The following is a 14,707-nucleotide window of genomic DNA, read 5'->3' as shown; positions in this document are numbered from 1 at the left end:
GAAGTTGCTATAAATGCCTCGCGGTGTATTACGACTATGAGCAGTAAAGCAGGCACTGTTTCCAAACATAGTCATGCTGCTCAGCCGTTAATAAAGGAATGTCCTGAGAAGTCAGGTGTACAAGGAGGAGACACAAATGGTCAAATTTAAAGATGACTGGCACAACGCAGACATTATTGCGAGCCTGCGCAAAAAGGGAACCAGTCTGGCAGGGGTTTCACGCGATGCTGGACTCTGCTCATCGACACTCGCCAATGCGCTATTTCGCCCCTGGCCAAAAGGTGAGTGGCTGATTGCGGATGCGCTGCAAATTCATCCCGCCGAGATCTGGCCAAGCCGCTATTACCATCCCATCACGAAAAAGCTTATCGACCGCAAGGGGCTGATGAGGTAATAAATAAAGGCGGTAGTTTCCTACCGCCTTTCATTGCTGAGGACGAAAAAATTACTCTTCGCCGCTCACGCGCTCAATGTTCGCGCCCAGCGCCTTCAGTTTATCTTCGATGTGCTCATAGCCACGGTCGATATGATAAATACGGTCAACAATTGTGGTGCCTTCTGCGATACAACCTGCCAGAACCAGGCTGGCTGACGCACGCAGATCGGTCGCCATTACCTGAGCACCGGAGAGCTTCTCAACACCATGACAAATCGCGGTGTTGCTCTCTATCTCAGCATGCGCACCCATACGGATCAGCTCCGGGATGTGCATAAAGCGGTTTTCGAAGATGGTCTCGGTGATCACACCGGTGCCTTCTGCCACCAGATTCAGCAAGCTGAACTGAGCCTGCATATCCGTTGGGAAGCCCGGATGCGGCGCAGTGCGGAAGTTGACCGCTTTAGGCCGCTTGCCATGCATATCCAGACTGATCCAGTCCGGACCGGTTTGAATTTCTGCACCGGCTTCACGCAGCTTAGCCAGTACGGCATCCAGCGTGTCCGGCTGAGTCGCGTGACAAAGGACTTTTCCGCCAGAAATCGCCGCAGCAATCAGGAAGGTTCCCGTTTCAATACGGTCGGGCAGAACGCGGTAAACTCCGCCGCCCAGACGCTCAACGCCTTCAATGGTAATACGGTCGCTGCCGGCACCGGTGATTTTCGCACCTAAGGTGTTCAGGAAGTTCGCGGTGTCCACAATTTCTGGCTCGCGCGCAGCATTCTCGATAACCGTCGTACCGGTAGCCAGTGTGGCTGCGCTCATGATGGTAACGGTCGCGCCAACGCTAACCTTGTCCATCACGATATGTGCGCCTTTCAGACGGCCATCGACGGACGCTTTCACATAGCCTTCTTCAAGCTTGATCTCAGCACCCAGCTGTTCCAGACCGGTAATGTGCAGGTCAACAGGGCGGGCACCGATGGCGCAACCGCCAGGCAGAGAAACCTGCCCCTGACCAAAACGGGCCACCAGCGGGCCAAGCGCCCAGATGGAAGCGCGCATGGTTTTCACCAGATCATAAGGTGCGCAGTAGATATTGACGTCACTGGCATCCAGATGCACAGAACCGTTACGCTCAGCCTTAACACCCAGCTGGCTTAACAGCTTCATGGTGGTATCGATGTCCTTCAGTTTCGGGACATTCTGAATCTCTACAGGCTCTTCCGCCAGCAGAGCGGCGAACAGGATCGGCAGCGCAGCGTTTTTTGCGCCGGAAATAGTGACTTCCCCGCTTAAACGGGTCGGACCCTGCACACGAAATTTATCCATTGCACCAGCTCTCTTTTAAAAAAATAAAGGTCTGTTCGCCTCACCACGATCTTGCGCGGTGACCACAGCGAAACAGCTTAAAAACCGTTTAACTTACGGTCGCGCGCCCACTCTTCAGGGGTAAATGTTTTGATTGAGACTGCGTGCATGCGGTTGTCAGCGATATACGCCATCAGCGGTGCATAGACAGTCTGCTGTTTTTTGACCCGGCTGAGATCGGCAAACAGTTCGCCTACCGCGATAACCTGAAAATGGCTGCCATCGCCAGTAACGTGGACTTCCTGCAACGGTAACGCGCCCATCAGCACGGATTGAATTTCACTAGTTTCCATGAGGCTTCTAAATTTAATAGATGATAAACAGGCACACATATTAGTGGAAAGTGCCGCTATCTTAAACAAGCAAAAAGCCCCTGACGGTGCAGGGGCTCTTTCTGTTCAGTTTCCGCCAGGCATTTTATCCGCGGGAAACAATGATCTGCTGCAAGTTATACAGGGTAATCAACGAATGAAGTTTATCGTTGATGCCCGTAAATTGGGGCGCTTTGCCCTGTTGTAATGCTATCTGCCGCAGATGGACCAGCAGCGCCAGCCCAGCCGAATCAACCCGATCCAGTTCAGAAACGTCGATTGTATCGATCTGTTTCATTACCGTCTCGCGCTGCTTCCACAGCGCTAACAGGGTTTCGCGCTGCAGTTCGCCGGACAAATGTAACTGGTTTGCCTCAAGACGCCAGCTCAGTTGATCGCTCATTACTGCTGTTTATCCAACGTGATAGGCTGTTTAGCATAAGACTTCAGCTGCTCGGTCAGGCCATCGATGCCCTTCTGACGCAGCGTGTCGCTCCACTCATTTTGCTTAGTGGTAATCATGCTTACCCCTTCAGCAATCATGTCATACGCCTGCCAGTCGCCGCTGCGGCTGTTTTTGCGCCACTGGAAATCCAGACGCACAGGTGGACGACCGTTCGGATCAACAATGGTGACGCGGATCGCGATAATGGTTTTGTCTGCATAGGATTGCTCAGGAGCAATCTGGTAAGTCTGCCCGTTATACAGCGCCAGCGCCTGACCATAGGCCTGTGCCAGATAATCACCAAAGGCTTTGAAGTACGCATCGCGCTGCGCAGGCGTCGCATCTTTGTAATAGCGACCTAACACCAACGCGCCGGCGTATTTGATTTGCACATACGGCAACAGCTCTTCACGCACGATCTGACGCAGATAGTCAGGATCCTGTTTGATTTTAGGCTGCTCGGTCTTCAGCCGGGTGAAGGTTTTCCCTGCCGCTTCGTTCATCAGCTGATAAGGATTGGTTTGATCTGCTGCCGCATTGGCTGCAACCGGGGCAATAACCAGCATTGCCATCATCAGGAAACGTTTAAACATGACTTGTCCTCTTATGGTGTAGTCGTAGCCGCCGGCGCGGGTTGCCCGTTAGCTTCCGGTGCCGCCGACGAATCATCTTTCTTCTCATTACCATTGCCGCTCTTATACAAGAACTGGCCAATCAGGTCTTCAAGCACCATCGCCGATTTGGTATCCTGAATGGTGCTGCCATCTTTAAGCATAGCGGTTCCCATATCGGGATCGTCAAAACCGACATTCAGCGCCAGGAATTGCTCCCCCAACAGACCGGAGGTTCTGATCGCCAGCGAGCTGGTGTCAGGCAGTTGATTATATTGGTCTTCGATATCCATCGTAACGCGCGGCGAGTAAGTTTTTGGATCAAGTTCAATGTCGGATACCCGACCAATCACCACACCGCCCACTTTGACCGGTGACCCGCTTTTCAGGCCGCCAATATTGTCGAAAGTCGCATAGAGTTTCCAGGTTGGCGTGCTGCCCAGCGATTGCAAATCCGCCACGCGCAGGCAAAGAAACAGTGCCGCAAACAGCGCCAGTAATAAAAACACACCTACCCAAATTTCGCTTTTTTTCGTTTGCATTGAATCAGTTCCCAAACATCAGTGCAGTCAGCACAAAATCTAAACCGAGTACCGCCAGAGAAGCATGTACCACAGTGCGAGTGGTTGCCCGGCTAATCCCTTCCGAAGTTGGGATAGCATCATAGCCATTGAACAGAGCAATCCAGGTCACCGTGAAGGCGAAGACCGCACTTTTGATTACGCAGTTAAGAATGTCCGTGCGCACATCAACAGCATTTTGCATCGCCGACCAGAAGAACCCGCTGTCGATGCCTTTCCAGCTGACGCCAACAATGGCGCCGCCCATGATACCAACCGCCACAAAAATCAGCGTCAGCAATGGCATGCTGATAAAGCCCGCCCAAAACCGGGGTGAAATAATCCGACGCAGCGGATCGACCGCCATCATCTCCATACTGGAGAGCTGTTCAGTGGCTTTCATCAGGCCAATTTCCGCCGTTAAGGCAGAGCCTGCCCGGCCCGCAAACAGCAGCGCGGTCACAACCGGCCCCAGCTCGCGCAGCAGCGAAAGCGCCACTAACATGCCAAGGCTGCTGTCGGCACCGTAGGTGTTTAATACCAGATAGCCCTGCAATCCCAGTACCATGCCAATAAATAAGCCCGATACCACAACGATCAGCAGTGACAGTACACCAATACTGTAAAGCTGTTTTATCAGCAGTGGCGCGTGCTTGCGAAAGCGGGGAATACCCACCAGCGCGTGAAAGAGCATTAATCCGGCACGACCAAAGGAAGCACAGGTATTGATCCCCTGTCGTCCAAGCGCACGTAAAAACATCAGTTAGTTAACTCCCTGAACCGGTTAAGTCTTGCAGATAATCGCCTGCAGGAAAACGAAACGGTACCGGACCATCGGCGATACCATCAATAAACTGGCGGACACGCGCATCTTCATTTTCATGCAGGGATTTAGCCGTTCCCTGAGCAATCACCTTCTGCCCGGCAATAATATAAGCGTAGTCAGCGATACTGAGCACTTCCGGAACATCGTGAGAAACCACAATGCAGGTCATCCCCAGCGAATGGTTGAGTTCATCAATCAGTTTAACCAGCACGCCCATGGTAATGGGATCCTGGCCGACGAAAGGCTCATCGAACATGATCAGGTCAGGCTCTAAGGCAATCGCACGGGCCAGCGCCGCACGGCGTGCCATGCCGCCTGAAAGTTCGGAAGGTTTCAGCTGTGCCGCTCCGCGTAATCCTACCGCTTCCAGTTTCATCATCACCGTGCTGTGCAGCAACTGCGGGGGAAGCTGAGTGTGTTCACGCAGCGGCCAGGCAACATTATCAAAGACGGTAAGATCAGTGAACAGTGCACCGGACTGGAACAGCATGCTCATTTTTTTTCTGGCTTCATATAAGCGAGAGCGAGTCAGGCTGGGAATATTTTCGCCGTTAAACCAGATTTCTCCGCTGTCAGGGCGTAACTGGCCACCAATCAGACGTAATAAGGTGGTTTTACCAATGCCTGATGGCCCCATAATAGCGGTCACTTTCCCTTTTGGCACAGTCAGCGAGATGTTATCGAATACTGGGCGATCTCCACGGGCAAAGCTCACGCCCCGGACATCCACCAAATTCGTCTCCGTCTGGCTCATAGTTACCTCTCCACATTTCAGGCATTAAATTTATCTCCGATGGTAGCGTATAACCCATCGGACAGGACACTTTTACAGAAACTTACCTCGAAGACGTGGCTAAAGTTGGCATAAGTTTTACTTTTCGCTCCCAGACCGTCAAAATCAGCACAATAACTTAACACCCTTGCTTTACTCGTCGCGCAAGGCCAGCCGACGATTATACCCGATCAAAGGACATTTCATGCTCGTAGCTATAGCACTGTTGGTTATCGGTTTAGTTCTGCTGGTATATGGTGCCGATCGTCTGGTCTTCAGTGCCGCTATTCTGAGCCGCGCGCTGGGCATTCCTCCGCTGATTATTGGTATGACGGTGGTCGGAATAGGCACCTCGCTACCTGAGCTGATTGTCTCTTTCTCCGCAGCAACCCATGGACAGATGGATATCGCCGTGGGCACGGCCATGGGATCGAACATTACCAACATTTTGCTGATCCTCGGTGGTGCGGCCCTGCTTCATCCCCTTACGGTGCATTCAAATCTGGTTCGTCGTGAACTGCCACTGATGCTGCTGGTCACATTATTATGCGGCGTAATGCTGTTTGATAATAACCTCAGCCGCAATGATGGCGTGGCCTTGATCGCCATTGCGGCGGCTTATTTACTCTTTATTATCAAAATTGCCCGTAAAGCCGAACGCGAAAACAACGACTCGCTGACACGAGAGCAGCTGGCTGAGCTGCCGCGCGACGATACCGGTAATACCGTCGCCTTTTTATGGCTGGCGGTGGCGTTGATTATTCTGCCGATGTCTACGCGGATGGTCATCGATAACGCCACGGTGATTGCGGACTTCTTCGGCATCAGCGAACTGATTATTGGCCTGACGGTGATTTCCGTTGGCACCAGCCTGCCTGAACTGGCGACGGTGATCGCGGGCGCACTCAAAGGCGAAGATGATATCGCTATTGGCAACCTTATTGGTTCCAACATCTACAATATTGCGATTGTCCTGGGCGTTCCGGCACTGATTCACCCAGGGGATATTGATATGCACGCGTTCGCTCGTGACTATTGGGTCATGCTGGGCGTCAGCGCGCTATTTACCTTAATCTGTTTACAGCGCAGCCGCTGTATCGGCCGCGTGGCCGGTGCGCTACTGCTCTCTGGCTTTGTTGCCTGGGTTGCACTGCTCTACTGGCTGCCTTCGGCTACCCTCTGGTAAAAAGGAATGGAAATTATGGCACCTGGCAACCTCGAACCCGGCTTTGACTTTCAGCAAGCCGGGAAAGATGTCCTGAATATCGAACGTCAGGGCCTGGAGCAGCTTGATCAATACATCAACGACGATTTCACCCAGGCATGTCAGCGCATCTTCAGCTGCTCAGGGAAAGTCGTGGTAATGGGCATGGGCAAGTCGGGTCACATCGGCAAAAAGATGGCCGCGACCTTTGCCAGCACCGGTACACCCGCTTTCTTTGTTCATCCTGCTGAAGCCAGCCACGGCGATTTAGGCATGGTAAGCGCGGGTGATATTGTCATCGCCATCTCCAATTCCGGCGAATCCTCTGAAATTCTGGCCCTTATCCCGGTGTTAAAGCGGCTCCACGTCTCACTGATTTGCATGACCAGCAAACCCGAGAGCGCGATGGGTCGTGCCGCTGATATTCATCTGTGTGTTAAAGTACCGCAGGAAGCCTGCCCTCTGGGCCTGGCGCCGACCACCAGCACCACGGCGACACTGGTGATGGGAGATGCGTTGGCGGTTGCGCTGTTAAAAGCGCGTGGTTTCACTGCCGAAGACTTTGCCCTGTCCCATCCGGGCGGCGCACTTGGCCGTAAGCTGCTGTTAACCGTCAATGATATTATGCACACCGGTGATGAGATCCCGCATGTCAGCCGCGAGGCTTCTTTGCGGGATGCGCTGCTTGAAATTACCCGCAAAAACATGGGCATGACGGTGATTTGCAACGATCTGATGAAGATTGAAGGCATCTTTACCGATGGTGACCTGCGCAGGGTGTTTGATATGGGCATTGATTTCCAGACGGCCGACATTGCCAGCGTAATGACCTCAGGCGGCATTCGGGTCCGCCCAAATCTGCTGGCGGTGGATGCGCTCAACCTGATGCAAAGCAGGAATATTACCGTCGTGATGGTGGCTGACGGTGACACGCTGCTGGGCGTGGTGCATATGCATGACATGCTGCGCGCTGGCGTGGTTTAACAAGGAACAGAAGACAAATGAGTACTGCTGCAGAGTGGGTTGAAACTTGCTATGGCGAGGTGAGCCTTGATGTCATGACCCGCGCGCGCGAGGTCAGACTGTTGATTTGTGATGTTGATGGCGTCATGTCCGATGGCGTGATCTATCAGGGCAACAGCGGAGAAGAGCTGAAAGCTTTCAACGTCCGCGACGGCTATGGTATTCGTTGCCTGCTGACATCCGACGTGGAAGTGGCCATTATTACCGGCCGGAAGGCAAAATTGCTGGAAGATCGCTGTGCCACTCTCGGGATTACGCATCTTTACCAGGGACAATCTGATAAGCTTTTGGCCTTCCGTGAACTTCTGGATACACTAGCACTTCGCCCCGAGCAGGTGGCTTACATCGGTGACGACCTGATTGACTGGCCGGTGATGGCCGAAGTCGGTCTCAGCGTTACCGTAGCTGATGCCCACCCGGTCCTGCTTCCTCGCGCAAACTACGTAACCCGTATTGCCGGTGGTCGGGGAGCGGTGCGTGAAATTTGCGATCTGATTTTGATAGCACAGGATAAGTTTGATGAGGCCAAAGGGCAGTCTGTATGAGTAAAACCAGACGTTGGATCACGCTGTTACTGGCTTTGGTGGCCATTGTGCTGATTGGCTGGAATCTGGCCGGTCCGGATGACAGCGCACAACCTGTTGCCAACAGCGACCAGAATCCCACCTACACCAGCCAGAGCTCAAATACTGTGGTTTACAACCCTCAGGGTGGTCTGAACTACAAGCTGGTGTCGGATAAAGTGACCTATTTTTCCACTGAGGCGGTCAGCTGGTTCGAAAACCCGGTGATGACCACGTACGACGAAAACAAAATTCCGACCTGGTCTATCCGGGCAGACAAAGCCAAGCTGACCAATGACCGTATGCTGTATCTTTACGGCCACGTAGAGGTTAACAGCCTGACTCAGGATGCTCAACTTGAGCGGATTAAGACCGATAATGCCATAGTGAACCTCGTCACCCAGGATGTAACGTCGGATGATCAGGTCACACTTTATGGCAGTAGCTTCAACTCTACCGGGATGAAGATGCGTGGAAATTTACGGAAGAAAACAGCCGAGCTGATTGAAAAGGTCAAAACCTCTTATGAAATCCAAAATGCAAAACAACCTTAAGTTCCTGGCGCTCAGCTTGCTGCTGGCTACCAGCCTGCCCGCTCTGGCGCTGACCGGCGACTCCGATAAACCGGTGAATGTCGATTCCGAAAATCAGGCCCTTGATATGCAGGGTAACGTTGCCACCTTTACTGGCAACGTCATCGTGACTCAGGGCTCGATCAAAATCACCGCGGATAAAGTCGTGGTCACTCGCCCGGATGGCGACAGCAAGAAAACCATCGTCGATGCCTATGGTAATCCTGCCACCTTCTACCAGATGCAGGACAACGGCAAGCCGGTGAAAGGCCATGCGCAGAAAATGCATTATGAGCTGGCGAAAGATTTTGTCGAGCTGACCGGTAATGCTTATCTGGAGCAGCTCGACAGCAACGTGAAGGGTGATCGGATAACCTATCTGGTGAAAGATCAGAAAATGCAGGCTTATGGCAGCAGCGGTAAACGCGTGACTACCATCCTGGTTCCTTCCCAGTTGCAGGACAAAGGCACCCAGTCTACCGGCCCAAAAAAGAGTAACTAATCAGCTATGGCTACGTTAATTGCGGAAAACCTGGCGAAGGCTTACAAAGGCCGTCGCGTGGTCGAAGATGTCAGTTTGCAGGTCAAATCCGGTGAGATTGTTGGCCTGTTAGGTCCAAATGGCGCCGGCAAAACCACCACCTTTTATATGGTAGTTGGCATTGTGCCGCGTGATGCGGGTCGTATCATCATTGATGATGAAGACATCAGTATCTTACCGTTGCACGCCCGCGCTCGCCGTGGGATTGGCTACCTGCCGCAGGAAGCGTCGATCTTCCGCCGCCTGAGCGTCTATGACAACCTGATGGCCGTGCTGCAGATCCGCGACGATCTGACCACAGAACAACGCGAAGACCGCGCCAATGAGCTGATGAACGAATTCCACATCGAGCATCTGCGCAACAGCATGGGTCAGGCATTATCCGGTGGCGAACGCCGTCGTGTTGAGATTGCCCGCGCGCTGGCCGCCAATCCAAAGTTCATCCTGCTTGATGAGCCCTTTGCCGGTGTTGACCCGATTTCAGTTATTGATATCAAAAAGATTATCGAACACCTGCGTGACAGCGGCCTTGGCGTGCTGATCACCGACCATAACGTGCGTGAAACGCTGGCGGTATGTGAGCGCGCTTACATCGTCAGCCAGGGGCACTTAATTGCTCATGGAACTCCGGCAGAAATTCTGGAGGATGAACAAGTTAAAAGAGTCTATTTGGGCGAAGAGTTCAGACTCTGATAAGGTGTTAAAACCAGGTAAGATTTTCGAGGAATTAGTATCCTGAATATGAAGCAAGGTTTGCAACTCAGGCTTAGCCAACAGCTTGCCATGACGCCACAACTGCAACAGGCGATCCGTTTGCTGCAGCTCTCTACGCTTGAACTACAGCAGGAAATTCAGCTGGCGCTGGAAAGTAATCCGTTGCTTGAACAAACCGACATTCATGAGGAAGTGGACGTACGCGAATATCAGGAGAAAGAGGCTCTGGATACCAGGGAAGCGCTGGAACAGAAAGACATGCCCGAAGAACTGCCTCTGGATGCGACCTGGGACGAAATTTATACCGCCGGAACGCCGTCAGGCACCGGAACCGATTATCACGACGACGAGCTGCCGGTCTATCAGGGTGAAACCACGCAGACCCTTCAGGATTACCTGATGTGGCAGGTGGAGCTAACCCCGTTTACCGAAACTGACCGGGCGATCGCGACCTCGATCGTCGATGCCGTGGACGACACCGGTTATCTGACCGCCTCGCTGGATGAGATCCTCGACAGCATTGGCAACGATGAATTGACCATGGATGAAGTGGAAGCGGTATTGAAACGCGTCCAGCGCTTCGATCCCGTTGGCGTCTGTGCCCGCGATCTGCGGGATTGCCTGCTGGTCCAGCTTTCCCAGTTCCCGCCTGAGGCCTTGTGCCTGAAAGAGGCAAGGCTGATTGTCAGCGAACATCTGGACTTACTGGCTAATCATGACTTTCGTAGCCTGATGCGCGTGACGCGGCTGAAGGAAGACGTGCTTAAAAACGCCATGCAGGTGATTCAGTCGCTCGATCCGCGTCCGGGTCAGTCGATTAATACTACCGAGCCGGAATATGTCATCCCGGATGTGCTGGTGCGCAAAGCCAGCAATCGCTGGACGGTGGAACTGAACTCAGACAGCGTACCCAGGCTGAAGATTAATCAGCATTACGCTTCACTCGGCGGTTCGACGCGTAACGACAGTGACAGCCAGTTTATCCGCAGCAATTTGCAGGAAGCGAAGTGGCTGATAAAAAGTCTGGAAAGCCGTAACGATACGCTGCTGAAAGTGACGCGCTGCATCGTCGATCAGCAACAGGCGTTTTTTGAACAGGGCGAGGAATTTATGCGCCCCATGGTGTTGGCGGATATCGCCAGTGCCGTGGATATGCATGAATCCACCATTTCGCGCGTGACCACGCAGAAGTATCTGCACAGTCCGCGCGGAATTTTTGAATTGAAGTATTTTTTCTCCAGTCACGTCAACACCGACAGTGGTGGCGAAGCGTCCTCCACGGCGATACGTGCACTGGTGAAAAAATTAATCTCGGCGGAGAATCCCGCCAAACCACTGAGCGACAGCAAGCTCACGACCTTGCTCTCTAATCAAGGGATCATGGTAGCGCGCCGCACTGTCGCAAAGTACCGAGAGTCTTTATCCATCCCGCCCTCAAACCAGCGCAAACAGCTGGTCTGATCGAACAGATAAGGAAGAACGTATGCAACTCAACATTACCGGGCAGAACGTGGAAATCACTGAACCATTGCGTGATTTCGTGACGACCAAATTTGCCAAACTGGAACAGTACTTTGATCGAATTAATCAGGTCTATATTGTACTGAAGGTCGAAAAGGTCACTCAGGTAGCGGATGCGACTTTGCATGTGAATGGCGGTGAGTTGCATGCCACCTCGGAAGGGAAAGATATGTACGCGGCGGTTGACGGCTTGATAGACAAGCTGACGCGCCAGCTCAATAAACATAAAGACAAGCTGAAGCAGCACTAAATTTCACTCAAGCATTGATTATTTCTTCGCCACCCTAATCTTAGGATCAGGCATGACGTAAGATAACCGGCTCGGCTCCCTTTAACCGGGGAGCCGGGCCGTTAATCAATCAGGCAGGCTGAGCAGTCGACCGATGACCCTCTCCCCTCTTCTCAGGTGAAGATGTGTCCCGTAATTTTGCCAGGCAGAAGTGAACACGTAAGTGAAACTATGATGAACAATGAATTAACACTGGAACTGAGCTCGGTACTGAATGTGTCCTGCACCCGCAGCGGCGTCCATTGCCAGAGTAAGAAGCGGGCGCTGGAAATCATCAGCGAGCTGGCGGCTAAACAGCTTAACCTTCCGCACCAGACCATCTTCGAAGCGATTCTGACCCGTGAACGTATGGGCAGTACCGGAATTGGTAATGGTATCGCGATCCCGCATGGCAAGCTGGTAGAAGACACCCTGCGTGCGGTGGGCGTTTTTATCCGCCTCGATCAGCCGATCGCTTTTGATGCCATTGATAATCAACCGGTAGATCTGCTTTTCGCCTTACTGGTACCTGCCGATCAGTGCAAAACGCATTTGCATACGCTGTCGCTGGTTGCCAAACGTCTGGCGGATAAAACCGTATGTCGCCGCCTGCGTGCTGCGCAGACCGATGAAGAGCTTTACGAGATCATGGCTGAGACTCCTGAGGAGAGCCACTGATCATACCGGGCGTGGAAGCCCCGGCTCATTTTAAGCATGTGGGTTATTCTGGCGGCCTTAGCAGCCAGGGCTGAATACCCTCAAACAGGCAAATTCAGGAGAACAAGTCATGGTGCTGATGATTGTCAGCGGTCGATCGGGATCGGGTAAGTCTGTCGCCTTGAGAGCACTGGAAGATATGGGCTTTTACTGCGTGGATAACTTACCCGTGGTTTTACTGCCTGAACTGGCCAATTCTCTGGCCGACCGCAACATGTCTGCTGCGGTCAGCATCGACGTGCGCAATATGCCTGAGTCACCAGAAGTGTTCGAAAAAGCCCTGACCAGCCTGCCAGACAGCTTTTCTCCTCAACTGCTGTTTCTCGATGCCGACCGCAACACGCTGATCCGTCGCTATAGCGATACTCGCCGCCTGCACCCTCTTTCCAGCAAGAATTTATCGCTGGAGAGCGCCATTGACGAAGAGAATGAGCTGCTGGAACCGCTGCGCTCTCGCGCTGACCTGATTGTTGATACCTCCGAGATGTCGGTGCACGAGTTGGCCGAGATGCTGCGGACGCGCTTATTGGGTAAACGCGAGCGTGAGCTGACGATGGTTTTCGAATCCTTCGGCTACAAGCACGGTATTCCTATCGATGCTGACTACGTCTTCGATGTGCGCTTTTTGCCGAATCCCCATTGGGATCCAAAACTGCGTCCGATGACCGGCCTGGATCGCCCGGTAGCGGCGTTTCTCGACCGCCATACGGAAGTACATAACTTCATTTATCAGACCCGAAGCTATCTGGAATTGTGGTTGCCGATGCTGGAAACCAACAACCGCAGCTATCTTACCGTTGCCATCGGTTGTACCGGGGGTAAACACCGTTCCGTCTATATCGCTGAACAGCTGGCTGACTATTTCCGCTCTCGCGGTAAAAATGTCCAGTCCCGTCATCGCACGCTGGAAAAACGTAAATCATGACTGTCAGGCAAACCGTTGAGATCAAAAATAAGCTGGGAATGCACGCGCGCCCGGCCATGAAGCTTTTCGAACTGGTGCAGAGTTTTGATGCGGAAGTGTTACTGCGTAATGAGAGTGGCACTGAAGCGGAGGCCAGCAGCGTGATAGCGCTGCTGATGCTGGATTCAGCCAAGGGCGGCCATATTGAAATTGAAGCCTCTGGCCCTGAAGAAGAGAAGGCGCTGAGTGCGGTAATTGAGCTTTTTAACGCCGGTTTCGACGAAGATTAACCGTTTTATACCAGGCATAATCACCGATTATGCCTGGGAAAACGTTCTCACATCAGCTTATGTTCGCGTAAAAATCCCTCTCCCCCAAGCTGCCTCATCTGGCGCAAAATCCACTGCTGGCGCTGACGGATATAGCCTGACGGTGCATCGGCTTTAAAACGAATTGGATTCGGTAATACGGCCGCTAACAGCGCGGCTTCAGACATCGTCAGACGACTCGCCGGCTTATGGAAGTAGCGCTGAGAGGCTTCCTCAACGCCGAAAACGCCGTCACCAAACTCGGCCACATTCAGGTAAACGGTCAGAATACGTCTTTTGGTCCACACGGTTTCAATTCCCACCGTCAGGCCCGCCTCTAAGCCTTTGCGTACCCAGCTTCTGCCATCCCATAAAAAGACGTTCTTGGCGGTCTGCTGAGACAGGGTCGACGCGCCGCGGATCCGCCCACCCTCTTCGTTATCCAGCACTGATTGAATGGCCTGCACATCAAAACCCCAGTGCGTTGGGAATTTCTGATCTTCAGAGGCCATTACCGCCAGGGGCATCCAGGGTGAAATGTCATCCATGCTGGTCCAGTCAGAGTGCGCGACATAACTAAAATTGCCGCTAAACCAGGCACCTAGCTGTCGTTCTACCATAACAGCGGAGAACGGTACCGGCAGAAATGAAAACAGTAAAATACCCGCAACCCACACGCCAATCACGGTCAAAAACGCGCGTAAAACCCACGTTTTGAGCAGTTGAAAACCCTTTTTGTTTCGTTTTTTCATACCATAATATCCATGACTATCTTATCAATTCCTGTAAGAGGATAGCTGTATGACACTTTTCTTCTTAAACAAGAACCTGACGCTAACATTGCCAACAAAAGGCGCTTTTAAGGGATAAAGCCCGGCCAGAATTAAAATGTCCTAGCCGCTTCAACCACTTCCGCACTTCAGGAATCGGTTCCATAGAACAAACGAACGTAAAACATCCTCAGGAACATCAGTTAAGCGGTCCGAATCAGTTGATAAAAAAAGATTCGCATAGCTTATAAATTTCTTACCTAAGCATTTGCAAAACAGGTCGGAAGCAGCCCAAAACCCTGAGAAGATTCTGAATAGGGGCTTTTACTG

20 protein-coding genes are annotated in these 14,707 nt (G+C 52.5%); 12 read left to right on the top strand and 8 right to left on the bottom strand.

Features of this window, described 5'->3' with window-relative positions:
• Positions 1-136: 136 nt before the first annotated feature.
• On the top strand, positions 137-394 hold the full coding sequence (locus tag ACXKZG_RS02650) for a helix-turn-helix domain-containing protein (protein ID WP_013204038.1): 258 nt from the start codon (positions 137-139) through the stop codon (positions 392-394).
• Positions 395-445: 51 nt separating this feature from the next.
• Here the strand turns inward: ACXKZG_RS02650 and murA are convergent, their stop codons facing one another.
• From murA to mlaF, 7 genes are all read right to left on the bottom strand, one after another.
• Positions 446-1,708: a UDP-N-acetylglucosamine 1-carboxyvinyltransferase gene (murA, locus tag ACXKZG_RS02645; protein WP_013204039.1), complete on the bottom strand. Its 1,263-nt coding sequence runs from the start codon at positions 1,706-1,708 to the stop codon at positions 446-448.
• Between the two features lie 77 nt (positions 1,709-1,785).
• Positions 1,786-2,040, bottom strand: a complete 255-nt coding sequence (ibaG, locus tag ACXKZG_RS02640; protein ID WP_013204040.1) for a BolA family iron metabolism protein IbaG — start codon at positions 2,038-2,040, stop codon at positions 1,786-1,788.
• Positions 2,041-2,164: 124 nt separating this feature from the next.
• Complete coding sequence (gene mlaB / locus ACXKZG_RS02635; protein ID WP_013204041.1) at positions 2,165-2,461, bottom strand: lipid asymmetry maintenance protein MlaB; 297 nt, start codon at positions 2,459-2,461, stop codon at positions 2,165-2,167.
• Positions 2,461-3,096, bottom strand: a complete 636-nt coding sequence (gene mlaC, locus ACXKZG_RS02630) for a phospholipid-binding protein MlaC (RefSeq protein ID WP_013204042.1) — start codon at positions 3,094-3,096, stop codon at positions 2,461-2,463. Before mlaC ends, mlaB begins: the two co-directional genes overlap by 1 nt.
• An 11-nt stretch (positions 3,097-3,107) precedes the next feature.
• Positions 3,108-3,656: an outer membrane lipid asymmetry maintenance protein MlaD gene (gene mlaD, locus ACXKZG_RS02625; protein WP_013204043.1), complete on the bottom strand. Its 549-nt coding sequence runs from the start codon at positions 3,654-3,656 to the stop codon at positions 3,108-3,110.
• Positions 3,657-3,660: 4 nt separating this feature from the next.
• Entirely contained in the window at positions 3,661-4,434 is a 774-nt protein-coding gene (gene mlaE, locus ACXKZG_RS02620; RefSeq protein WP_013204044.1) for a lipid asymmetry maintenance ABC transporter permease subunit MlaE, read from the bottom strand.
• Between the two features lie 7 nt (positions 4,435-4,441).
• Positions 4,442-5,254: a phospholipid ABC transporter ATP-binding protein MlaF gene (gene mlaF / locus ACXKZG_RS02615; protein WP_013204045.1), complete on the bottom strand. Its 813-nt coding sequence runs from the start codon at positions 5,252-5,254 to the stop codon at positions 4,442-4,444.
• 223 nt (positions 5,255-5,477) lie between these two features.
• Between mlaF and ACXKZG_RS02610 the strand changes: the two genes are divergently transcribed.
• From ACXKZG_RS02610 to npr, 11 genes are all read left to right on the top strand, one after another.
• Complete coding sequence (locus ACXKZG_RS02610) at positions 5,478-6,458, top strand: calcium/sodium antiporter (protein ID WP_013204046.1); 981 nt, start codon at positions 5,478-5,480, stop codon at positions 6,456-6,458.
• Positions 6,459-6,473: 15 nt separating this feature from the next.
• A complete protein-coding gene (gene kdsD / locus ACXKZG_RS02605; RefSeq protein ID WP_013204047.1) occupies positions 6,474-7,460 on the top strand; it encodes an arabinose-5-phosphate isomerase KdsD in 987 nt (328 codons plus the stop codon).
• A gap of 17 nt (positions 7,461-7,477) precedes the next feature.
• Complete coding sequence (gene kdsC, locus ACXKZG_RS02600; RefSeq protein ID WP_013204048.1) at positions 7,478-8,044, top strand: 3-deoxy-manno-octulosonate-8-phosphatase KdsC; 567 nt, start codon at positions 7,478-7,480, stop codon at positions 8,042-8,044.
• Complete coding sequence (gene lptC / locus ACXKZG_RS02595) at positions 8,041-8,616, top strand: LPS export ABC transporter periplasmic protein LptC (protein ID WP_013204049.1); 576 nt, start codon at positions 8,041-8,043, stop codon at positions 8,614-8,616. Before kdsC ends, lptC begins: the two co-directional genes overlap by 4 nt.
• Positions 8,588-9,136 carry a lipopolysaccharide ABC transporter substrate-binding protein LptA gene (lptA, locus tag ACXKZG_RS02590; RefSeq protein ID WP_013204050.1) on the top strand — a complete coding sequence of 183 codons (549 nt, stop codon included), beginning with the start codon at positions 8,588-8,590 and terminating at the stop codon, positions 9,134-9,136. Before lptC ends, lptA begins: the two co-directional genes overlap by 29 nt.
• A gap of 6 nt (positions 9,137-9,142) precedes the next feature.
• Positions 9,143-9,868, top strand: a complete 726-nt coding sequence (gene lptB / locus ACXKZG_RS02585) for an LPS export ABC transporter ATP-binding protein (protein ID WP_013204051.1) — start codon at positions 9,143-9,145, stop codon at positions 9,866-9,868.
• 48 nt (positions 9,869-9,916) lie between these two features.
• Positions 9,917-11,350, top strand: coding sequence for an RNA polymerase factor sigma-54 (gene rpoN / locus ACXKZG_RS02580; RefSeq protein ID WP_013204052.1), 1,434 nt, complete (start codon positions 9,917-9,919; stop codon positions 11,348-11,350).
• A 22-nt stretch (positions 11,351-11,372) separates the two neighbouring features.
• On the top strand, positions 11,373-11,660 hold the full coding sequence (gene hpf / locus ACXKZG_RS02575) for a ribosome hibernation promoting factor (protein WP_013204053.1): 288 nt from the start codon (positions 11,373-11,375) through the stop codon (positions 11,658-11,660).
• A 213-nt stretch (positions 11,661-11,873) separates the two neighbouring features.
• The gene (gene ptsN / locus ACXKZG_RS02570; protein ID WP_173363019.1) at positions 11,874-12,356 is read left to right on the top strand and encodes a PTS IIA-like nitrogen regulatory protein PtsN; all 483 of its coding nucleotides are present in this window, start codon (positions 11,874-11,876) and stop codon (positions 12,354-12,356) included.
• A 109-nt stretch (positions 12,357-12,465) separates the two neighbouring features.
• Positions 12,466-13,320 carry an RNase adapter RapZ gene (gene rapZ, locus ACXKZG_RS02565; protein ID WP_013204055.1) on the top strand — a complete coding sequence of 285 codons (855 nt, stop codon included), beginning with the start codon at positions 12,466-12,468 and terminating at the stop codon, positions 13,318-13,320.
• Positions 13,317-13,589: a PTS phosphocarrier protein NPr gene (gene npr, locus ACXKZG_RS02560; RefSeq protein WP_013204056.1), complete on the top strand. Its 273-nt coding sequence runs from the start codon at positions 13,317-13,319 to the stop codon at positions 13,587-13,589. Before rapZ ends, npr begins: the two co-directional genes overlap by 4 nt.
• Before the next feature lie 47 nt (positions 13,590-13,636).
• On the opposite strand, the gene mtgA is transcribed toward npr, so the two are convergent.
• Entirely contained in the window at positions 13,637-14,359 is a 723-nt protein-coding gene (mtgA, locus tag ACXKZG_RS02555) for a monofunctional biosynthetic peptidoglycan transglycosylase (protein ID WP_013204057.1), read from the bottom strand.
• Positions 14,360-14,707 lie beyond the last annotated feature (348 nt).

The organism is Erwinia sp. 2186 (genome assembly GCF_057812255.1).
Note: the sequence above shows the minus strand (reverse complement) of the source record. Positions and strands in the feature narration are given on the sequence as shown.